Raw genomic sequence first — 21,717 nt, forward strand, 5'->3', positions numbered from 1 at the left:
TTTTTGTTTCTAATGAATCTAAGTTCTTTTTCGATTCCTGACCAAATGCTAAAACGCTGTAAGATAATAGAAATAAACAGAGTATAAAAGTTTTAATTGGAGTCTTCATAAATATTAATCTAAAATAGTTAAGCTTCTATGTGCAGAATCGGGTAGTGCAGTAACCCAGTTATAAACTGAAGCAGGAAAATTACCATCTCGACTCCATTGTATTTTTAATGTTGTTGAAACTCCAGGAGTTACCGAAACTGGAAACATTGTAAAATGTGCATTCCATGATGTAATAGAAATTGAACCTAAAATATCATCGAAGTCGAAATCTGTACATAAGGAAGAGGTTCCAGCTAAAACAGCATTACCTGCAGTAACATTGACCAATCTAAAATCTACATACTGTTGGATACCACTTCCAATATCTGAATGACCAGCAGCACTGAAATTTAGATAAACAGTGCTGTGTTTTGGAGTAAAAGTAATAGACATATTTGTCATGTCAGTAAACGTGTTAGTATTGATACCAATATTTGATGTTCCAATTACACTTCTAATATTATCACCATAACGAGCATCCACTCGATTAACAATTACCCATCTGTTTTGTGTATTATTATACTGGAATGTAATGGTAGCATACTGTCCATACAAGGTGTAATTTTGGGCACCAGGACATAAAATTCTGTTTTCAGTTGTTCCTCCACCATTATGTCTAATGACCATAGGTTGGTCTGTTGTGTTTTCGAAGGTTACAATTTGACCATCTGCTGTAGCAATTGCTGGTGCAATACTACTTATTGTAAAGCTTGCAGTTGGGCCAGTGATTCTATAAAAAGAATAGGGTGTAGCGCCTAGATTGATATTGTTATTTGTATTACCATTACTTAGAGTTAATACATTACCTTCTCTTAGTGAAATAGCACCTTCAACATCTAGTTCTGTTTTTGGGTCTGCATTATTAATACCTACTTGAGCGTTTAATGATATTCCAATGCATAAAATTAGTAAAAAAGTAATTTTTGTCATAGCAAATAAATTTAAATCCCAACATTAATATAGGAAATAACTGCTTGATAATTAGTGATAAAAGTGTAATTTCGATAAATTGTAAATTTTCACCGATAAACTATGGAAATATCAAGAATAATAAGCTATATTTTAATCGTAACTGGCGCATTTGTAGCTATTTACGCTCAAGCTGACGAAGATCAAAATCAGTATATCCTCATAGGAGGAATTATGGTTTTAATGATGGGTATTTATAGAATTTCTAGAAATATTCCAAGTAAAAAAGATGAAGAAGAAAATAATCAAAATGATAACAATTGATGAAATTCCAAATTGGCGATAAAGTTTCCGTTTTAGATGATGATATTTTTGGTGTTATAGTTCAAGTTAACAACGATATAATAGGTATTGAAACAAGTGATGGGTTTGTTTTAGAATTTAAATCTAGCGAACTGATTAAAAGCAAATCATTTACTAAAGACATCTTCTCTAATGAGGGCTTGGAAGAGGTTATCAAGCAAAAAGAACAACATGTAAAGAAACTTTCTGTTCGAAAGAAGCCAAAAGAGCGTAATCTACCAACCATGGAGGTTGATTTGCATATTCATAAGCTAACAGATTCGAATAAACGAATGTCAAATTACGACATGCTCACGCTTCAAATGGATACGGCTAAACGGCAATTGGAATTTGCGATGCGTAAACGAATTCAAAAAATCGTTTTTATTCATGGCGTTGGTGAAGGCGTACTAAAAATGGAATTAGAAACTCTTTTCAGGCGTTATGAAAACATCAAATATTATGATGCTGATTTACAAAAGTATGGAAATGGTGCTACAGAAGTCTATATCTATCAGAATATTAATCAATAAATACAGGTTCTCCTAATCGTTCATCATTAGTGATACTAGAATCGTTTAGCGTTCCAAATTCAAGCGTCTGTTGTGTAATTGAAGGTAGAGAAATATTTGAAACTGTTGCGGTAATTGTATAGATCATTCTAATGATATGAGGTCTAAATTCAGTTGCTATTACTGGGTTTGCAGTTGTATTATCAAGATAATCTACAAGGTCAATAGAACCATCTGTTGGCGTATTTGTATTGTCATCTGTTGGATTTAGATTCGAATTCAAATCTTCATCGCGAGTAAGCACACCATCGTCATCATCATCGGTATCTAGATAATTCGGATTTCCATCACCATCGGTATCTTCTGGATTTGTAAGAGGATCTCCATCATCATCATTATTATCGAAATCTGTAAGTTCAGTTATGGTCAGCACATTATCTCCATCATCATCGGCATCCAAATAATTCGGTATACCATCGTTATCAAAGTCATCATCTTCTAAATCTCCATTTCCATTAAGATCTTCAAGGATTGAAGGGATGCCGTCATTATCGTCTTCAACTAAAACAGTTCTAATAAAAACTTCACCACCAATACTTACTTCATCTCTTTCAATACCAATATTAGAAGGTGGAATATCATTACAGAATAAAAGATTGTCAGCTGGTAAATTAGCATAACTTCTATAATTTAATACGTTTGAGCCACCTAATGGTAATGTGTCTTCATACAAAAAGTTCTCATCAACTTCTAGAATGTCTTCAATGGTTAAGCTTCCAAATTGAATCGATAAAGACTCTGAAGTACTTGCATTTGTTTTGAAGAATACAAGGCTACCACATTGCTTAAATTCATCTTCAAAATCTAAAGTAACTTCAACAATATCACCATCATCACAGGTAGTGAATAAAAATCCAAAACAAAGTATATAAATAAGTTTTCGCATGCTGTAATTCATTAAAAAACAAAAATAGAGATTTGTAAATTTATAACGATAGGATTAACAAATAATTTTGATTGGATACTAATGGTTTTAATTACCACAAGAATGTTGCATCTTTGTAGACCTATTTTAATTGTTTATGACTACTGTTTATTTAGATAATGCTGCTACGACTCAATTGCGAGATGAGGTTATTAATCGCATGAGTGAAAATATGAAAAATTATTTTGGAAACCCTTCATCTACACATAGTTATGGAAGGCAATCTAAATCTATAATTGAAAATTGCAGAAAATCAATTGCTTCTCATTTTAAGGTGTCTGCTTCTGAAATTGTATTCACTTCTGGTGGCACTGAGGCTGATAATTTAATTTTGCGAAGCGCAGTTAGAGATCTTGGTGTAAAAGAAATAATAACATCCAAAATTGAGCACCATGCCATTTTGCATACCGTTGAAGCTCTAGAAGTCGAGTTTGGAATTCAAGTAACCTATGTTAACTTAAATGCTAATGGACATATCGATTATGTTCAATTAGAGCAATTATTAAATTCTAATACGAAGCAATTAGTTAGTTTAATGCATATTAACAACGAAATCGGAAACAAATTAGATATAGCATTGGTTGCAAATTTATGTAAGCGCAATAATGTATTATTTCATAGTGATACTGTACAATCTGTTGGGCATTACCAATTGGATTTAGAAAATATCCCTATAGATTTCTTAGCGGCTAGTGCGCATAAATTTCATGGACCTAAAGGTGTTGGTTTTGCGTTTATACGAAAGAATTCGGGAATTAAAGGCTCAATATTGGGAGGTGAACAGGAGAGAGGCTTTAGAGCGGGAACTGAAGCTATTCATAATATCGTAGGTTTGGATGAAGCATTGAAACTATCGTATAATAATCTAGAAACGGAACGCGATTATATTTTAGGTATTAAAACGTACTTCATTGAAAAATTAGAAGCGATGTTTCCCAATGTTTTTTTTAATGGTAGTTGTTCAGATATTGAAAACAGCACGTATACATTAATAAATGTATGCCTGCCAATTGCTCAAGAAAAGGCTTCACTGTTGCAGTTTCAACTAGATTTAAAAGGAATTGCATGTTCTAAAGGAAGCGCTTGTCAAAGTGGTAGTTCGCAAAACTCACATGTACTTAGTCAGATTTTAGACGAGGAACATTTAAAACGTCCTTCTGTGCGGTTTTCGTTTAGCACATTCAATACCAAAGCTGATATTGATTATGTTATTGAGGTTCTAAAAGAGTTTGTTTAAAATCGAGTACTTAAACGTACATTAAATACACGAGGCGTTAAAAAGTTAGGCACTGCAAATTGACGTTTACTGTAGACATCACGCACCCAAGTATTAGTAATTGAGTTTTGAGCATTGAAAATATTGAAAATTTCAAAGCCTATAGAGAGCTCTTCAAAACGTTGCTTCCACTTTTGATCGTATGTTTTGTTAGAATCTACCAAAAGATAGGAAATCCCTACATCTGCTCGTTTATAAGCAGGTAAACGATTTTGAAACTGATAAGGATCTGCATAACTCGGAGAACCTCCTGGAACACCTGTATTGTATACAAGATTTAAATACATTTTTAAATCAGGAATGGCTTTCATATAATCCTGAAATAAGGCTCCAAATTTTAAACGTTGATCTGTAGGCCTTGCAATAAAACCTCTGTCATCTATATTTTCTTCTGTTTTCAAATACCCAAAACTGAACCAGCTTTCAGTACCCGGAATAAACTCTCCATTAAGGCGCATATCAAGTCCGTAGGAATAGGCTTTTGCATTATTTTTAGCTCTGTAACGTATCCTTACGTTTTCTAGAGTATAAGGATTTACATCAGTTATATGTTTGTAATAGGCTTCGGTAACCAATTTAAAAGGTCGATCCCAAATTTTGAAACTGTATTCATTACCTAAAACCATATGAATAGATTTTTGAGCTTTAACATTAGGCTGAACTGTTCCTGAAGAATCTCTTAATTCACGATAAAAAGGAGGTTGGTAATACATTCCGCCTGCAATCCTAAACAGCATATCCTTGTCCCAATCTGGTTTAATTGCAAATTGTGCTCTCGGACTAAAAACTGTTTGAGTAGAACTAGTTATGCCGTCTTGATTTGGAATTTTGCTATTTACGGTCCAATTATGAACTCTAACACCAGCATTATAAAATACGTCGTGATTGCCAAGCATTGAACGTTTGCTCCATTGCGCATAAGCTTGCAATCTGTCTATTTGTACTTCGTTAGTCGCCCTAACATTTTCAAAGGCAACTAAAGGTCCTTCAAATGGTTCGTAAGGTTGGTTATTTGGAATATCGAAAATTGGAGGTCTCACTGAAAAACCTGCACTATCTATAACTTCCCATTCTACCAAACGATCTCTAATATCTTCATGTGTGTATTTTAGAGACCATTCAAAGGTGCTTTCTTCATCTAATTTGTAATCACCTTTGTGTTCTACATTAAAGATTAATGCATCTAAATCATTTCTTGCATGTGTCAATTGCGAACCAATACCTTCGCTAAACTCAACTTCACCTAAATTTTCATCTCCAATATTACTATTAACTTCACCCAATCTGTACTGAGCCAATATATCAAAGTATTCTTCTTCAGTGGTATGATAAGCAGAAGCGATCAATTTCAAGGTAAGATCTTCAGAAGGAAAATAATTGGCTTTAAAAGCACCAAAAGTAGTTAAGTATTGATCTTTTTCTTGACCATCATAAAAGACTAACAATGCAACAGGTTGATCTAAAGTACCAAAGTTGGTTTGTCTATTTTGTGGTTCGAAATTATACTTATTAAGCGATATGTTTCCAAGGAAGTTTAAATGAAATTTATCTGAAAACTTATATGTTAAATACGTTTGTGCATCTGCAAAAACAGGAACAACATTGGTTTCAGTTTCTAAAGAATTAATGAATAAACTATTATCTCTATAGCGCAGTCCTACAATTCCTGAAAACTTAGAATCTTTACTCACGGTTTCGACAGCCATACTTCCACCTAGAAGACTTGCTTCAGCTCTTACCCCAAATTTAAGCGGTGTTCTGTAGGTAATATCTAAAACAGAAGACAATTTATCACCATATTTAGCCTGAAATCCACCTGCCGAAAAATCCACATTTTGAACCAAATCAGTATTTACAAAACTCAAGCCTTCTTGTTGTCCAGAGCGGATTAAAAAAGGACGATAAACTTCTATTTCATTCACATAGACAAGGTTTTCATCAAAATTTCCTCCACGAACAGAATATTGTGTGCTCAATTCATTAGAGATATTTACACCAGGTAAGGTTTTTAAAATGTTTTCAACACCAGGCTGCGCGCCTTTAATGGTTCTTAAAACTGCTGGTGGAATGGAAACAATGCCTTCAACAGATTGTTTAGTGTTGCTATTTATGACAACAGTCGTAATTTGCTCTACTTCAACTTTCATGACCGGATTGAATTCTATTTCCTCGCCATTTTTCAAGTTAAATTTAGCTTCAACACGTTTGTGCGATAAATGTGTGAATACGATTGTAACGTCTGTATTTGCTGGGATTTTAAGTTCATAAAACCCGTTTTCATTCGTTGTAGTTCCCGAATCACCAGCTTTAATGCTTACATTATAAATAGGTTGTTGCTGATCATCAAGAATTACACCTTTAACTGTTGCATTTTGGGAGATACCAATAAGAGGTAAACTTAATAAGAGTAATAGGAGTAGACTATTTATTTTCAAAAGGCTTCTTTTTATTTTCTAAAAAACGTTGCTTCAAATGTAGAACTATTTCCAATATTATCTATAACAATTACTTTCAAATTATTTTCAGTATTAGAAATCACATTGTCATCAAAATGATAAGTGAGTGTGTCTTTTTTGTAATCGTACTCCATTAAAATCCATTTTCCATTAATTGTAGCTCTGTAATTACTAATTCCAGAAAGGTCATCTTCAATCTTAATTTTTAGGTGTTCTAATTTGCTTAACCATTTACCATCTTGAAAATTTACAGGTTTTATAGTTGGGCTGATAGAATCTGTTGCTAAGGTAAAAGTGCCTAATGATTTTGTTCTTGCTGTCAAATAATTTCCTTGTCTACTTGTGCTAACGTAATATGGTTTTTTGTAGTAGCCATAAAGTTTTGCTATGAAAAGCTTACTTTTATCTTCTTCGGAATAGTTCTCAATATTATAGCTAATTGTACAGTTTTTCATCAGTGGGACAACGTCCTTATGTAAGGTTAGAGTGTCACTACTAACGGCAAAATCAATATGAAAATTGTCATAAAACGTATCTGCTGGAAAATAAACAGATATATTCTTATCCTCAAGTCTTAATGATTCATTGGCCTGAACATAATAGGCTGGTTGAAGATCGTAACCTTCTAGTTTTTCTTTTGCTTTCTTCCCTTTTATAGGAATATTAACCCATGTTTCATTGCCTTCAAAATCTTGAATTCTAATTTTATAAACTGAAGATGTACTGTCTTCAACACGAATGTATCCATGATCTTCAACATCTTTGAGCATGCTTAACGTGTTTCCAGATTGGACAAATAGTTTTTGAACTCGGGATTTTTTGGTTTTGAAAATTTCGAAATCAATGTATCGATTAAGGTGTTTTGTTTCATCAAAACTGAAACGCTTGAAATCCATTTCAAAATTTTTATTGCCATTAAAAAAAGTTTGAATATTGCTCACGCCATTTTTATTATGTGCTAAATCTTGTTGGTCATAACTAACCACACCAAAACCAATTTCACCAAAGGCTTCAATGCCTTCTACACTGTAATCTCCATTTTTACTAGGAATGAGACGCAATTCATTTTTAGTTTTAATGTCATTAACATGTGATTTTCTATCTTTTGGATAGGCGTAAATTGCTAAAACTACTGGACGTTTGGTGTCTTTAATGGCAATTCCGAAAAGCATAGGGTTGATTGGTCGTTCTGCGTTGTCTCTAATTTCAAAATGTAGGTGAGGACCACCAGAACTTCCAGAATTACCAGAAAATGCAACAATCTCATCGGTTTTAATTGGCAAGTCTTCAGGTGAAGGAAAGACTTCAATTTCATAAGACTCTTTTTCGTATTGTAACTTTTTGATATAGGCTTCGATTGTAGGAGAAAACTTTTTTAAATGGGCATACACTGAAACATAGCCATTTGGATGCGTAATGTAAAGTGCTTTTCCGTAACCAAAGTGAGAAATTTTTATCCGACTCACATAACCTTCAGCTGCAGCATATACATTTAAACCTGTACGTTGTTGGGTTTTAATATCTAAACCAGAATGAAAGTGATTCGACCTTAGTTCGGCGAAAGTACCTGATAATACTAAAGTAACGTCCAATGGGTTTCTAAAATAGTCTTGAGGATAAGGAGATTGGCTAAAACCAAATTGAGAGATAAGTAGGAGAAAATAAATATATTTCATGTTTATTAAGTGCAATACCAGATTTCTATAACGTAAAAATATTAAAATATTTTAAATATAGAAAATATTCTATATATAGATTAAAATAATAATTTGTGTTGCTAAGATTCAAAAATAATAAAGTTAAACTTCAAAAAGCAAGTAACTCTAAAAATTAAATTAATCGCTAAGCTACTGTATGACTGATGTTAAGATATAAATTCAAAATTTATTCTAAAACTATTGCTATTTTTCATTTGGTATGTTAACTTTGTTACATCAGTATTGAATTTTGTAAATGAGTAAAATTGAAGATATTGTAGACTCGTTAGAGAATAAAATCAGCAAAGTTTTGCACAAACTAGAAGTTTTGAAGCAAACCAACGTTAAAATCTCGGAGGAGTTAGCAATTCAACAGAAAAAAAATATGAGTCAACAAGAAGAAATTAGTTCTTGGGCTGATAAGTATGAAGCACTCAAAATGGCAAATTCATTATTGGGCAGTGACGAGAATAATAGAGAAACTAAGCTTAAAATAAATACATTAATTAGAGATATTGATCATTGTATTGCACAATTATCTGAATAATGTAAACAAAATTTAATGGCAGAACAGCTTAAAATAAAGCTATCTATAGCAAACCGAGTATATCCTTTAACTATTGCACCTAGTCAAGAGGAAGGATTACGTAAAGCAGCTAAGAAAATTGAAGCCATGATAAGCCAGTTTGAACAAAATTATTCTGTTCGAGATAAGCAAGATGTATTAGCCATGTGTGCTCTACAATTTGCTTCTCAAGTAGAACAGAAGACAATAGATAAAGCAGAAGTAAGTGAAGAAGTTGAAACAAAGTTAAATGCTTTAAATCAATTATTACACGAACATTTAAGTGCTTAACGTTCTTTTAAATACAACATTAGGTTACTGCCTACATTAGTTATTTTATTTTTGATAAACTCAACGTTAATTCTTTAAAAAGGGTGAGTTTAAACTGTAAAATCGAGCTGCTAGTACTGAACTTGTTTCAGTATTTTGGGCAGATTTTTGATCAGTTTGTTAGCCCTAAACTTGTTTTTAAGGAGTTTATACAAAATCTGAAACTGATGTAGGCTTTTTTTTGAACTCAATTCAATAGTAGTTGATTTGAGAAATTTTGATATGATCAAAAACATTTTAAACTAATTAAAACATGGATACGAACACAATTTTAATGATTGTTGGAGGAGTAGTATTAGGAATAGTACTAGGATATATTATTGCAAAGTCTCTTGAAAAGAACAATGCTTCAAAACTGATTAAAGACGCTAAAAACGAAGCAAATTCAATTTTAAAGCAAGCTAATAATGAAGGTGAGTCTATTAAAAAAGACAAAATGCTTCAGGCGAAAGAAAAATTTATTGAGCTTAAATCAGAACATGAAAAAGTAATACTTTCTCGTGATAAAAAAATGGCTGAAGCCGAAAAACGTACAAGAGATAAAGAGTCTCAAATCTCTAGTGAATTAGCTAAAGCTAAAAAGTCTAGTCAAAGTCTCGAAGATAAAATTAAGGATTATGATTTCAGACTTGAATTCCTTGAAAAGAAAAAGGATGAAGTGGAAAAAGCACACAAGAGTCAGATTAAACAATTAGAAGTTATTTCTGGATTATCTGCTGAAGATGCGAAATCACAATTAGTAGAATCGCTTAAGAGTGAAGCAAAAACTGATGCCATGAGTTATTTGCAAGATACTCTTGAAGAAGCTAAACTTACTGCACAACAAGAGGCTAAGAAAATTATTATTAATTCTATTCAACGCATAGGAACAGAAGAAGCAATAGATAATTGTGTGTCTGTTTTTAATATTGAATCTGATGATGTTAAAGGTCGAATAATTGGTAGAGAAGGGCGAAACATTAGAGCAATTGAAGCTGCAACAGGAGTTGAGATTATTGTTGATGATACACCTGAAGCAATAATTTTATCTTGTTTTGATTCCGTAAGAAGAGAAATTGCGCGCTTGTCATTACATAAATTAGTGACCGATGGAAGAATTCATCCAGCTCGAATTGAAGAAATCGTTAAGAAAACAGAAAAACAAATTGAACAAGAAATCATTGAAGTAGGTAAACGTACTGTAATTGATTTAGGAATTCATGGTTTGCATCCAGAACTTATAAAGTTAGTAGGTCGAATGAAATACCGTTCGTCTTACGGTCAAAACCTTTTACAGCATTCACGTGAAGTTGCAAAATTGTGTGGTGTAATGGCTGCAGAATTAGGATTAAATCCAAAACTGGCAAAACGAGCTGGTTTATTACATGATATTGGTAAAGTACCATCTTCGGAAGCAGATATGGAAACACCGCACGCAATCTTAGGAATGCAATGGGCTGAAAAGCATGGTGAAAAAGCTGAAGTTTGTAATGCTATTGGAGCTCACCACGACGAAATTGAGATGACTACATTGTTATCTCCAATTGTTCAGGTTTGTGATGCAATTTCTGGTGCACGTCCAGGCGCAAGACGACAAGTATTAGATTCTTACATCCAACGTTTAAAAGATTTAGAAGATGTAGCCTTTGGATTTACTGGCGTAAATAAAGCTTATGCAATTCAAGCAGGTAGAGAATTACGTGTGATGGTTGAAAGCGAAAAAGTAACAGATGAACAAGCAGCTAACTTATCGTTTGAAATTTCTCAAAAAATCCAAACAGATATGACCTATCCAGGACAAGTTAAAGTGACTGTAATTAGAGAAACAAGAGCTGTTAATATTGCCAAGTAGAAACTCACAACATATAGTTTTATTAAAGCATTCTAAATTTTAGAATGCTTTTGTTTTTTAAATGCTAATGTAAAAGTAGAGCCTTCATTGAGTTTACTACTTAATTCTATTTGTCCACCAAGAGCTTCAACTTGAGTTTTAGTAATGTATAAACCAATACCTCTAGAATCTTCTCTATTAGTGCCATGAAACGTTTGGTATATTTCAAATAATTGATCTTTATATTTTTCAATGTCAATCCCAATACCATTATCCGAAATCAAGATTTTAATCTCTTTATTCGTATGAATGGTTTGAAGCATAATTTTAGAATTTCGTTTGGGATCGCTATATTTAATTCCATTTGAAATTAAGTTATGTAGAATGCTTTCAAAATAAGACACATTTGTTTTTAATTGATCAATCTCTCTAATAGCATTATGAATCTGTATTCCTTTTTGTTGACTTTCTAATTCTAGGCTTTTTATAATCTTATTTGCACAGGAATAAATGTTTATTGTTTCATTTATTTGATCAATATTAGATTTGGACTTAATGTTTATGATATCATTTAAATCAACAATGGTGTTGGTTAATGCTCCAGAAATAGTTTTTAAATGTTCAACCAATTCTGCTTTTTCATGCTCATTAGAAGCATCGTCATAGAATTCTAATATATTTTTAAAATTACCAATGTGAGTTTTTAAATTATGAGATACTATATGAGTAAAATTATGAAGTCGCTTATTTTGATTAGTGATGAGTTCTAAATTTTTATTTAGTAATTCTTCATTTTTCTTTTTTTGAGATATATCAGCATGAGTCCCAATAATTCTTAATGGTTTATCATTTTCATCTCTGAGTACAATTTTGCCACGATCTAAAATCCATTTGTAGGAGCCATCTTTACAACGAATACGATGTTCGTTTTTAAAATGATCTATGTCATTGTTTATATGTGAATTGTAAGCTTTGAAATAAGCGTCTCTATCTTCTGGATGAATTCGTTGATCCCATTTTATGTCTGAGTTTTTTATTTCTGAATCTTTATAGCCAATTAGCTGTTTTGATTTACTCGAATAAAAAACATCATTAGTTGCTGCATTCCAGTCCCATAGTCCAACATTAGAGTTCTCTAATGCTATCTGCCATTTGAACTCATCTAAATCTAAGTTGTTCTCAAGTGAAAGGTCTGGGTTTTTTGATTTTGAATAAGTTAGTTTTTTGACTAATCTTTTCATGGTGCTCCTTTTTTATTAAGACACTAAAAAAAGAAAAATGTCACCATAATCTGACAAAAATTTAATTTCGTGGGTGATGTTGTAATAAGATGTCTTTAAGGTGAGAACGATCAACATGCATATAGATTTCTGTAGTTGTAATACTTTCATGTCCTAGCATAAGTTGAATAGCTCTTAAGTCTGCACCGTTTTCTAACAAATGGGTTGCAAATGAATGCCTAAATGTATGAGGTGAAATAACTTTATTCAGGTTGATAGTTTTAGCTAGATCTTTTATTATGGTAAAAATCATAGCTCTAGTTAATTGAGCACCTCTATGATTTAAGAATAAGGTGTCTTTGTATTCTTGTATAACATTAATTTTTGTTCGTTCTTGTTTCCATATATTGATATAGTTTTGAGTATTCAATCCTATAGGAACAAAACGTTGCTTATCTCCTTTACCAGTCACTTTAATAAAGCCTTCTTCAAAAAATAGATCAGATATTTTTAAATTAATTAGTTCACTTACCCGAAGTCCGCAACTATATAAGGTTTCTAAAATGGCTCTATTTCTTTCTCCTATATATATAGTATTGTAACTTTTAGATAAATCTATAGCCTGTATTAACGAATCAATCTCTTCTATACTAAGTGTGTCTGGAAGCTTTCTACCTGTTTTTGGTGATTCAATATGATCCAAAGGATTCGTTTGTCTATAATCTTCAAAGACTAAATAAGAAAAAAAACTTCGTAATCCTGATATTAATCGTGATTGTGATCTTGCATTAATGCTTTTAGAAACATCATAAACAAAAGACTGAATAGTGTTTTTATCAATTTTTATTGGAGAAACAGTTAAACTGTGTTCTGCTAGATACACAACTAATTTTTGAACATCACGCACATACCCATCAATAGAGTTTTGTGATAAACCACGCTCTATTTTTAGGTAATGTTTGTAATCTTTAATAGCGTTTTGCCATTTCATAGCGTTTTTTCTCTATAATTCACGTTAAATTATTGTAAATAATAGTAAAAATAGGGTTTTTTGGTCTGTATTTATACGTCATTTGTCGTATTTATTATTTATTTTGTTAATAAACTATTTTGTAATTTCCTCATTATCATGTATTTAAAATCACGTGTTTACAAAATTGTTAATAAGTCAATAAATATTGTTTATTATTTCAAAAAAAAGTATTTAGTTTGTACTAATCAATTTTAAAAACTTATAAATTATGAAAAAATTACTAGTAGTCGTTGCTTTAGCGGCAAGTTCATTAGGTTTTGCCCAATCTAATAACGAAGGAACAATTCACATTAACTTATTAGGTGGTTTCACTTTTGCTGGAAGCGTAACTGATAAACCAGATTGTGAAGGGTGTGAAGATCAAGATTATAGTTTTGCATCTGGAACTTACGCACTTAATGTTCATTATGGTTTAAACGAGAACATGAGTGTTGGTTTAGGATTATCAACTGGATCATACCTTTTAACGGTTGATAACTTAATGGATAGTTTTGATATCGGAGCTACAACAATGTCAATGACTAACGTTAGTGCACAAGGTAGATACTACTTCGTTAATAATGACGATTTAAATGTGTATGGTGGAGCTAATTTAGGTTTTGGATTTGCTAATGATAAATTTGGTGGATTTGATATATCAACTGATGAGTTTAAAGCTTCTGGTTTAACTTACGGTTTAAATGTAGGTTTGAATTACTACATTTGGGGTAATGTTGGTGGCCTAGTACAATTAGGTTATGACAGAGCTTCTCTTTCGGGAGATTACACATACTCTGATGGTGTTGATACTGAAACTACTAATGTAAAAAGAGGTGTAGGTGGTATTTCATTTATGGCTGGTTTATCAATAAAGATTGACTAATTTCAGTTTTCTTATATAAAAAAAAGGGTAGCATTTTGCTACCCTTTTTTTTGTGCTTATATTTTATACGATTTTTCTTGCACAGTAATAAGTCATAACATACTTTTGCCGACAATTTAAAATTTAAACTTAAATCTATTATGAAAAATTTATTATTATTTGCTGCAGTAGCAGTATTTGGCCTATCAAATGTTAATGCTCAAGAAGAAGGAGAACAATCATTTGGTTTTGAAAAAGGAAACATTATTGTAGAAGGTAACTTAGGATTCTCTTCTGCTAAAGAAACTGGATCTAATAACAGTGGAGATGTATATGAAGAAAGAACATCATCTGTTAGCTTTAACCCAAAAGCTGGATATTTCATTAATGAAAATCTTGCAATTGGTTTAGCATTGAGCGTTGGAAGTTCTACAATCGAACAAACTGCTTTCGGTACAACAAATAGCGTTACTGAAGATAAAGGAAATGCTTTTGGTGCAGGTGTATTTGCACGTTACTACTTCCTAGATCTAGGAAAGCGTTTTAAAACTTACGGTGAATTTGGTGTAGGTTTTGGTTCTTCTAAAAATGAAATAAGCCAAACTGGTGCTACAACTTTATTAAGTGATACTGAATTTAGTGGTTTAGGAGCTGGTGTTGGATTAGGAATCAACTACTTTATTACTGAATGTTTCGCGATTAACTTTGCTTTATCTGACATCTTATCTTACAACTCAGGTACTGAAAAAGATAACTTAAGCACAACAGGTGAGGAAGTGAAAGTTTCAAGCTTTAACGGTAACTTGAATGTATTTAATAACTTTTTCCAAACTGCACAGTTTGGTTTGACATATAAGTTCTAAATAGAACTGTTACAGATTAAAAGCCGAAGCATTATGCTTCGGCTTTTTTTGTTTTAAAAGTTCAACGACACCTAACAAATCTTTCAAAACTGATACAGGTCATTTTTTAAGCGTTTTTTCAGTCCTAGTTTTGTGACTAAGTTAATTTAACAATAAAACTATAAATTATGAAAAAATTACTAACATGTATTATGATTTCAGTATTTGGAGTTGGCATATTAAATGCACAAGGTGCTGATAAGACGTTAATTTTTGGAGCAAAAGCAGGTGTTAACTTCGCTGATATTACAGGAGACGAAGCCGATAGTTTTGATGGACGAACATCTTTTCACTTTGGTGCCGTAGTTGAAATTCCAATTTCTGAAAAATTCTCTTTTCAACCAGAACTTTTGTACTCTGACCAAGGATCGGCTTATGAGGATATAACTTCTGAGTCTGTCGATGGGTTTACCTTTACAGAATCGGCTAAAGGGGATATTAAACTCGGTTATTTAAACGTTCCATTAATGGCAAAATATTACGTAGCCGAAGGTTTCAGCATTGAGGCAGGACCACAGATTGGATTGTTATTATCTGCCAAAAATGACTATAGTTATACGTATACAGAAATGTATACAGAAGGGTCTTTTACAGATTCTGAATCAGGTGAAGAGGATATTAAGCATAGTATTAAAGATATCGACTTTGGAGTTAACTTTGGAGTTGGTTATAAATTGGACAATGGTTTAAACTTTGGTGCTCGATATAACCTTGGTTTAACAGACGCTAATGATGATACTGAATACTTAGGTAATTCATCATATAAAAATAGTGTAATTCAGGTCTCTGTTGGATATTTTTTTCAATAAGGATAAATTAGTTTAAATAAAAAACCGAAGCAATTTGCTTCGGTTTTTTTATACCCAAATTTTAATATCTTTACTATATGAAGAAACTAATTATAATCAATGGACCTAACATAAATTTATTGGGTAAACGAGAAACTAATATTTATGGGGATTTATCGTTTACCGAATTTTTCGATTCTATTAGTAATAAGTATCCTAATATAGAACTAGAACATTATCAATCTAATATAGAAGGAGAGTTGATAGATAAGATTCAGGAGGTTGGTTATAGTTATGATGGCATTATTTTAAATGCTGCTGCCTATACACATACATCAATTGGTATTGGAGATGCCGTTAAAGCAATTGAGACACCTGTAATTGAAGTTCACATATCTAATACCTTCTCTAGAGAAGAGTTTAGACATAAGTCATACATCTCTTCAAATGCTAAGGGCGTCATTTTAGGATTTGGTTTACAAAGTTATGAATTGGCTATTCAAAGTTTCTTATAAATTTCACAAATAAAAAAGCTCCAGTACTACTGGAGCTTTTTTATTTAAATTAATTTTTTATGCTATTGTGTCTAAATTATAAATGAATTACTTCACCATAAGCATCCGCTACAGCTTCCATAACCGCTTCACTCATGGTTGGGTGAGGATGTACGGCCTTCAAGACTTCATGACCTGTAGTTTCCAGTTTTCTACCTAAAACGGCTTCAGCAATCATATCAGTAACTCCTGCGCCAATCATGTGGCATCCTAACCATTCGCCATATTTAGCATCAAAAATCACTTTTACAAAACCATCTTTAGCTCCGGAAGCACTTGCTTTACCAGAAGCAGAGAACGGGAATTTTCCAACTTTAATATCGATACCTTGATCTTTAGCTTGCTTTTCGGTTAAACCAACGCTTGCAATTTCAGGTGAGCAGTATGTACAACCAGGAATGTTTCCGTAGTCTAAAGCTTCAACATGTTGTCCAGCAATTTTTTCTACACACAAAATGCCTTCCGCAGAAGCGACATGAGCTAAGGCTTGTCCAGGAGTAACATCTCCAATGGCATAATATCCAGGAATATTAGTTTGGTAATAATCGTTGACTAAGATTTTATCTCTATCAACAGCAATTCCTACATTTTCTAATCCTATATTTTCAATATTAGATTTAATTCCCACTGCAGATAATACTAAATCTGCTTCAAGAACTTCTTCTCCTTTTTTAGTTTTAACTGTCGCTTTAACACCTTTTCCAGACGTATCCACTTTAGTGACTTCAGAAGAGGTCATAATTTTAATACCACTTTTCTTAAACGAACGCTCTAATTGCTTAGAAACATCTTCATCTTCAACAGGAACAATATTAGGTAAATATTCAACAATGGTTACTTCGGTTCCCATAGAGTTATAGAAATAAGCAAATTCTACACCAATGGCTCCAGAACCAACAACAATCATCTTTTTTGGTTGGCTTGGTAAGGTCATTGCTTCTCTATATCCTATTACTTTTTTACCGTCTTGAGGCAAACTAGGCAATTCACGAGAACGAGCTCCAGTTGCTATAATAATATGATCTGCACTATATTCTTTCCCATCAACTTCAACTTTTTTACCAGTTTTAAGTGTACCGAAACCTTCAATGACATCAATCTTGTTCTTTTTCATTAAAAACTGAACGCCTTTACTCATACCATCTGCAACACCACGACTTCGTTTTACAACAGCGTCAAAATCATGTTGAGCATCCTTTACTTTTAGTCCGTAATCTTCTGCGTGTTTTAAATATTCAAAAACTTGAGCAGACTTCAACAAAGCTTTTGTTGGAATACAACCCCAATTTAGGCAAACTCCGCCTAAGCTTTCTTTTTCTACAACAGCAGTCTTTAAGCCTAATTGAGAAGCTCTAATTGCAGTTACGTAGCCTCCAGGACCACTTCCAAGTACTATAACATCGTATTTACTCATGAGTCTATTTTTGTCTAATTTTTAAGGTTACGAAGTTACAAAACCAAATTGTAATATTAAAGGTCATCTGTAAAATGTCTACGTCCTTTTTCTTTGCTGAATTTTTCTTGGTTATACGAACTCGATTTTCCTTTGGGAATTGATAAAGAAACCCAATCGTTTCCTTTTAGTAGCTTTCCTAAAAAAACAAGTTGACCAATGTGATAGGAGTAATGCGCTAATTGTCTATTTATAGCTTCAGTGACGGTATGACCTTGGTTTCGTATATAAATAATTCGTTCAAGATCTTTATGAGTTAAAGGTTTTATGGCTTCAAATAAACAATTCCATCCTTTATTCCAGTAGTTTAGTACCTCTTCTTTAGATTTAAATGTGTCTTTAAATTCATTATCTCGATCTCTCCATTCTTTTTCGCCATCTTCTGTTAAAAAATTGATCCATCGACTCAACATATTGCCAACAATATGCTTTACAATTATCGAAATAGAGTTAGATTCAGCAATAAATTCTTGTTTGAGTTCCTCTATCGATAATTGATTTATGGTTTTATCTCCTAATGATTTGTAATATTCAAATTGTTTTATGATACTCGTTACATAAGAATGGTCCATAATATCTAATTTAAGTGAAATAAAAATAGCGATACAAAATCTTAAAAGCTATGATTTACCATAGTTAGATTTTATATCGCTATATATAGAATATCTTCAGGTTTTAATTCACAGGTACAAACTTTAATGCAACGCCATTAATACAATGCCTTTTTCCAGTTGTGTTTCTTGGACCATCATTGAAAACATGTCCTAAATGTCCACCGCAAGTTGCACAATGTTCTTCGTTTCTACTATAGCCTAAATTGTTGTCTGTTCCGTAAGCTACATTGCCTTCAATTTCTCGATCAAAACTTGGCCATCCAGTACCTGAATCAAATTTATGTTCACTTTTAAATAATGGTGTATCACATGCTGCACAGTGAAATGTTCCTTTTCTATATTCTTTATTAAGTGGACTTGAAAATGGACGTTCAGTACCTGCTTGTCTTAACACGTAATATTCTTGTTCAGAAAGTTCTTTTTTCCATTCGGCTTCTGTTTTTACTACTTTAAATGTTTCTTTCTCTTTTGCTTCTTTTTTTTGCGCAGAACCATTGCAGCTAAAAAAAAGGCTTAAAACCAATACTGATATTATTTTTTTCATGTTATAAATTTAGTGTTTTTTACTTTTTATAAGTCGAAAGGAATATTAATCCATTACGAAAACGGTTTAGTAATTTTATTAGGTTAACATTATGTAAATCATAGCTGTCTTTGTCTAATTAATTGTTAACTTTAAATTCTATATTATAATTTTACTATTGGTCTTTAACTTAATTAATAACTTACAAAAAAGCCTTAATGAAAGCATTATTTTTAACCAGAGAGTTTCCACCGTATGTTTATGGAGGTGCTGGTGTGCATGTAGAATATTTAGCATCCGAATTGTCGAAATTAATGGAGATTGAAGTTAGAGCCTTTGGCGATCAAGATTTGACTAAAGGAAGTTTGAAGGTAAAGGGATACCCTTATGATAACCCACTTTTTGAAGATTCAAATGATAAGTTAAAAGCGATATTTCAAACCTTAAGTACAGGCTTGCACATGAATGCTGAAAATATCGATGCAGACATTGTGCATTGTCATACTTGGTATTCTCATTTTGCTGGGATAATGGCAAAACTATGTTACGGCATCCCTTTGGTTATCACAACGCATTCTCTTGAGCCTTTAAGGCCTTGGAAACGAGAACAATTAGGACGAGGTTATGATGCCTCATCATGGATAGAAAAAACAGCCATAGAAATGGCAGATGTTTTAATAGCAGTTTCGGAAGAAACAAAAGAAGATGTATTAAAACATTTTGATGTTGATGAACGTAAAATAGAAGTCGTTTATAACGGGATAGACTTAAAGGAATATGTTGTAGTAAATGAAACCTCAGTTCTAGATGAATATGGGATTGACAAAACAAAGCCCTATGTTCTGTTTGTTGGTAGAATTACTAGGCAAAAGGGCATCATACATTTGGTTAATGCCATAAAATATATTCATAAAGACACTCAAATAGTATTATGTGCTGGAGCTCCAGATACACCAGAAATTGGTAAAGAAATGGAAGCTAGTGTAAAAGAGGCGTCTAAAACTAGGGGTAATATTGTATGGATTGATAAAATGTTAGATAAAAAATCTATTATTCAATTATATTCTCATGCAGATGTCTTTTGTTGTCCTTCAATTTATGAACCTTTTGGAATCATAAATATCGAAGCTATGGCTTGTCAAACTGCAGTTGTAGCAAGTGCAGTTGGAGGAATTAAAGAAGTTGTAGTAGAAGGTGAAACGGGATTATTAATACCTCTTGAACAACAAAATTCTGCACCTTTTGAGCCTGTAAATCCAGATCAGTTTTCAAGAGATTTAGCTGAAGGTGTCAATACAGTAATTGCCAATAAAGAATTACGAGATAAAATGGCAAAAAATGGACGAGCACGTGTTGAAGCGTTTTTCGATTGGACAGCCATCGCAAAACAAACAGAATCGATTTATAAAAATTTAATAAAGTAGAAATGATAAACGACAAGGTTTTAAGTATTATTTTGGGAGGTGGTCAAGGCTCAAGACTATACCCTTTAACAGAAAACAGATCTAAACCAGCCGTACCAATTGCGGGTAAATATAGATTGGTAGATATTCCAATTTCAAACTGTATTAATTCAAATATTAAACGAATGTTTGTTTTAACTCAGTTTAACTCTGCCTCATTAAATAAGCATATAAAAAACACTTATCATTTTAGTTTTTTTAGTTCGGCTTTTGTAGATGTTTTAGCGGCTGAACAAACCATAAATAGTGGAGAGTGGTTCCAAGGAACTGCAGATGCTGTAAGGCAAAGTATGCATCATTTTTTGTCTCATGATTTTGAATATGCTTTAATTCTCTCTGGAGATCAATTGTATCAAATGGATTTTAATGATATGATTGAAGCTCATGAAGCCAGTGGAGCAGAAATATCTATTGCAACATATCCTGTTGATGCAAAAGATGCAACGTCATTTGGGATTTTAAAAACCGATGATGACAATATTATCCAATCTTTTATTGAAAAACCTGATGCTTCATTACTACCAGATTGGACATCTCAAGTAAGTGATGAGATGAAAAGTGAAGGACGACATTATTTGGCGTCTATGGGTATTTATATTTTTAATAAAGACTTATTAGTTGAACTAATGAAGCAACCTGGTACTGTAGATTTCGGTAAAGAGATTATTCCAGGAGCAATTAAAAAACATAAAACGTTAAGTTATCAATATGAAGGTTATTGGACAGACATTGGAAACATTGATTCTTTCTTTGAAGCCAATTTAGGATTGACCGACGATATTCCACAATTTAACCTGTATGATAATCATAAGCGTGTTTATACCAATGCACGAATATTACCAACTTCAAAAATCTCAGGAACCCTTTTAGATAGAACTGTAATTGCGGATGGTTGTCTAATTCATGCGGCTAAAATTGAACGTTCTGTAATTGGTATTCGTTCCAGAATTGGGACAGAATCAACAGTCATAAATTGTTACATGATGGGTAATGACTATTATGAATCTTTAGAGGAAGTTCAAAATCAAAAAATTAAAGTATTTATGGGAATAGGAGAGCGTTGCTTTATAAAAAACGTTATTCTAGATAAAAACTGCAGAATAGGAGATGATGTGAGAATAAATGGAGGAAAACATCTTGAAGATATCGAAACCGAAAACTATTTAATTAAAGAAGGAATTGTAGTGATCAAGAAAGATGCAGTCATACCAAAAGGGACCATAATTTAGAAAAATTATAAAAGATTCTTCTTTTCAATCGTTGTAGTAAATTATTACATGTTTATTCCTATTATAGTAATGAAATTTGTATCTAATTTTATTAATTTCACATTTCTAATACCTAATTAGTCAGT

General features: G+C 32.4%; 21 protein-coding genes and 1 other RNA gene. 13 read left to right on the forward strand and 9 right to left on the reverse strand.

The window, feature by feature from the left end; translation table 11 throughout:
- Nucleotides 1-114 precede the first annotated feature (114 nt).
- Nucleotides 115-1,020 carry a hypothetical protein gene (locus tag VOI25_RS14000; RefSeq protein WP_323789706.1) on the reverse strand — a complete coding sequence of 302 codons (906 nt, stop codon included), beginning with the start codon at nucleotides 1,018-1,020 and terminating at the stop codon, nucleotides 115-117.
- A gap of 102 nt (nucleotides 1,021-1,122) precedes the next feature.
- On the opposite strand from VOI25_RS14000, the gene VOI25_RS14005 reads away from it, so the two are divergent.
- Both VOI25_RS14005 and VOI25_RS14010 read left to right on the forward strand, forming a co-directional pair.
- Nucleotides 1,123-1,323 carry a hypothetical protein gene (locus VOI25_RS14005; protein WP_323789707.1) on the forward strand — a complete coding sequence of 67 codons (201 nt, stop codon included), beginning with the start codon at nucleotides 1,123-1,125 and terminating at the stop codon, nucleotides 1,321-1,323.
- The gene (locus VOI25_RS14010) at nucleotides 1,323-1,874 is read left to right on the forward strand and encodes a Smr/MutS family protein (protein WP_323789708.1); all 552 of its coding nucleotides are present in this window, start codon (nucleotides 1,323-1,325) and stop codon (nucleotides 1,872-1,874) included. Before VOI25_RS14005 ends, VOI25_RS14010 begins: the two co-directional genes overlap by 1 nt.
- Here the strand turns inward: VOI25_RS14010 and VOI25_RS14015 are convergent.
- Nucleotides 1,864-2,799, reverse strand: a complete 936-nt coding sequence (locus VOI25_RS14015; RefSeq protein ID WP_323789709.1) for a hypothetical protein — start codon at nucleotides 2,797-2,799, stop codon at nucleotides 1,864-1,866. The two genes, VOI25_RS14010 and VOI25_RS14015, sit on opposite strands and share 11 nt — an antisense overlap.
- Before the next feature lie 136 nt (nucleotides 2,800-2,935).
- Between VOI25_RS14015 and VOI25_RS14020 the strand changes: the two genes are divergently transcribed.
- Entirely contained in the window at nucleotides 2,936-4,075 is a 1,140-nt protein-coding gene (locus VOI25_RS14020; protein ID WP_323789710.1) for a cysteine desulfurase family protein, read from the forward strand.
- Here VOI25_RS14020 and VOI25_RS14025 read toward each other — a convergent pair.
- Nucleotides 4,072-6,549 carry a TonB-dependent receptor gene (locus VOI25_RS14025; protein ID WP_323789711.1) on the reverse strand — a complete coding sequence of 826 codons (2,478 nt, stop codon included), beginning with the start codon at nucleotides 6,547-6,549 and terminating at the stop codon, nucleotides 4,072-4,074. The genes VOI25_RS14020 and VOI25_RS14025 overlap by 4 nt on opposite strands.
- Nucleotides 6,550-6,560: 11 nt before the next feature.
- Nucleotides 6,561-8,246: a M23 family metallopeptidase gene (locus tag VOI25_RS14030; RefSeq protein WP_323789712.1), complete on the reverse strand. Its 1,686-nt coding sequence runs from the start codon at nucleotides 8,244-8,246 to the stop codon at nucleotides 6,561-6,563.
- 277 nt (nucleotides 8,247-8,523) lie between these two features.
- Here VOI25_RS14030 and VOI25_RS14035 point away from each other — a divergent pair, with 277 nt between their 5' ends.
- From VOI25_RS14035 to rny, 4 genes are all read left to right on the forward strand, one after another.
- Nucleotides 8,524-8,814, forward strand: a complete 291-nt coding sequence (locus tag VOI25_RS14035) for a hypothetical protein (protein ID WP_323789713.1) — start codon at nucleotides 8,524-8,526, stop codon at nucleotides 8,812-8,814.
- Nucleotides 8,815-8,829: 15 nt separating this feature from the next.
- Nucleotides 8,830-9,123 (forward strand): cell division protein ZapA, encoded by a 294-nt coding sequence (locus tag VOI25_RS14040; protein ID WP_040250558.1) that lies wholly within the window; start codon nucleotides 8,830-8,832, stop codon nucleotides 9,121-9,123.
- A gap of 58 nt (nucleotides 9,124-9,181) precedes the next feature.
- Nucleotides 9,182-9,311: non-coding RNA, 6S RNA (gene ssrS / locus VOI25_RS14045), on the forward strand.
- 104 nt (nucleotides 9,312-9,415) lie between these two features.
- Nucleotides 9,416-10,993, forward strand: coding sequence for a ribonuclease Y (gene rny / locus VOI25_RS14050; protein WP_323789714.1), 1,578 nt, complete (start codon nucleotides 9,416-9,418; stop codon nucleotides 10,991-10,993).
- A 32-nt stretch (nucleotides 10,994-11,025) separates the two neighbouring features.
- Here rny and VOI25_RS14055 read toward each other — a convergent pair whose 3' ends face one another.
- Nucleotides 11,026-12,213, reverse strand: coding sequence for a PAS domain-containing sensor histidine kinase (locus tag VOI25_RS14055; RefSeq protein WP_323789715.1), 1,188 nt, complete (start codon nucleotides 12,211-12,213; stop codon nucleotides 11,026-11,028).
- A gap of 61 nt (nucleotides 12,214-12,274) precedes the next feature.
- Complete coding sequence (xerA, locus tag VOI25_RS14060; RefSeq protein WP_323789716.1) at nucleotides 12,275-13,183, reverse strand: site-specific tyrosine recombinase/integron integrase; 909 nt, start codon at nucleotides 13,181-13,183, stop codon at nucleotides 12,275-12,277.
- Between the two features lie 250 nt (nucleotides 13,184-13,433).
- On the opposite strand from xerA, the gene VOI25_RS14065 reads away from it, so the two are divergent.
- From VOI25_RS14065 to aroQ, 4 genes are all read left to right on the forward strand, one after another.
- Nucleotides 13,434-14,087 (forward strand): outer membrane beta-barrel protein, encoded by a 654-nt coding sequence (locus VOI25_RS14065; RefSeq protein ID WP_323789717.1) that lies wholly within the window; start codon nucleotides 13,434-13,436, stop codon nucleotides 14,085-14,087.
- A gap of 140 nt (nucleotides 14,088-14,227) precedes the next feature.
- On the forward strand, nucleotides 14,228-14,929 hold the full coding sequence (locus tag VOI25_RS14070) for an outer membrane beta-barrel protein (protein ID WP_323789718.1): 702 nt from the start codon (nucleotides 14,228-14,230) through the stop codon (nucleotides 14,927-14,929).
- 167 nt (nucleotides 14,930-15,096) lie between these two features.
- Complete coding sequence (locus tag VOI25_RS14075; RefSeq protein ID WP_323789719.1) at nucleotides 15,097-15,777, forward strand: porin family protein; 681 nt, start codon at nucleotides 15,097-15,099, stop codon at nucleotides 15,775-15,777.
- 77 nt (nucleotides 15,778-15,854) lie between these two features.
- Complete coding sequence (gene aroQ, locus VOI25_RS14080) at nucleotides 15,855-16,271, forward strand: type II 3-dehydroquinate dehydratase (RefSeq protein ID WP_323789720.1); 417 nt, start codon at nucleotides 15,855-15,857, stop codon at nucleotides 16,269-16,271.
- Nucleotides 16,272-16,347: 76 nt separating this feature from the next.
- Here aroQ and lpdA read toward each other — a convergent pair whose 3' ends face one another.
- From lpdA to msrB, 3 genes are all read right to left on the reverse strand, one after another.
- Nucleotides 16,348-17,724 carry a dihydrolipoyl dehydrogenase gene (gene lpdA / locus VOI25_RS14085; RefSeq protein WP_323789721.1) on the reverse strand — a complete coding sequence of 459 codons (1,377 nt, stop codon included), beginning with the start codon at nucleotides 17,722-17,724 and terminating at the stop codon, nucleotides 16,348-16,350.
- A 56-nt stretch (nucleotides 17,725-17,780) separates the two neighbouring features.
- Entirely contained in the window at nucleotides 17,781-18,335 is a 555-nt protein-coding gene (locus tag VOI25_RS14090; RefSeq protein ID WP_323789722.1) for a DUF1572 family protein, read from the reverse strand.
- A gap of 103 nt (nucleotides 18,336-18,438) precedes the next feature.
- Complete coding sequence (msrB, locus tag VOI25_RS14095) at nucleotides 18,439-18,921, reverse strand: peptide-methionine (R)-S-oxide reductase MsrB (protein ID WP_323789723.1); 483 nt, start codon at nucleotides 18,919-18,921, stop codon at nucleotides 18,439-18,441.
- A gap of 197 nt (nucleotides 18,922-19,118) precedes the next feature.
- On the opposite strand from msrB, the gene glgA reads away from it, so the two are divergent.
- Entirely contained in the window at nucleotides 19,119-20,324 is a 1,206-nt protein-coding gene (gene glgA, locus VOI25_RS14100) for a glycogen synthase (RefSeq protein WP_323789724.1), read from the forward strand.
- Between the two features lie 2 nt (nucleotides 20,325-20,326).
- The gene (locus VOI25_RS14105) at nucleotides 20,327-21,592 is read left to right on the forward strand and encodes a glucose-1-phosphate adenylyltransferase (protein WP_323789725.1); all 1,266 of its coding nucleotides are present in this window, start codon (nucleotides 20,327-20,329) and stop codon (nucleotides 21,590-21,592) included.
- Nucleotides 21,593-21,717 lie beyond the last annotated feature (125 nt).

The organism is Psychroserpens sp., assembly GCF_034670085.1.
Lineage (GTDB): Bacteria > Bacteroidota > Bacteroidia > Flavobacteriales > Flavobacteriaceae > Psychroserpens.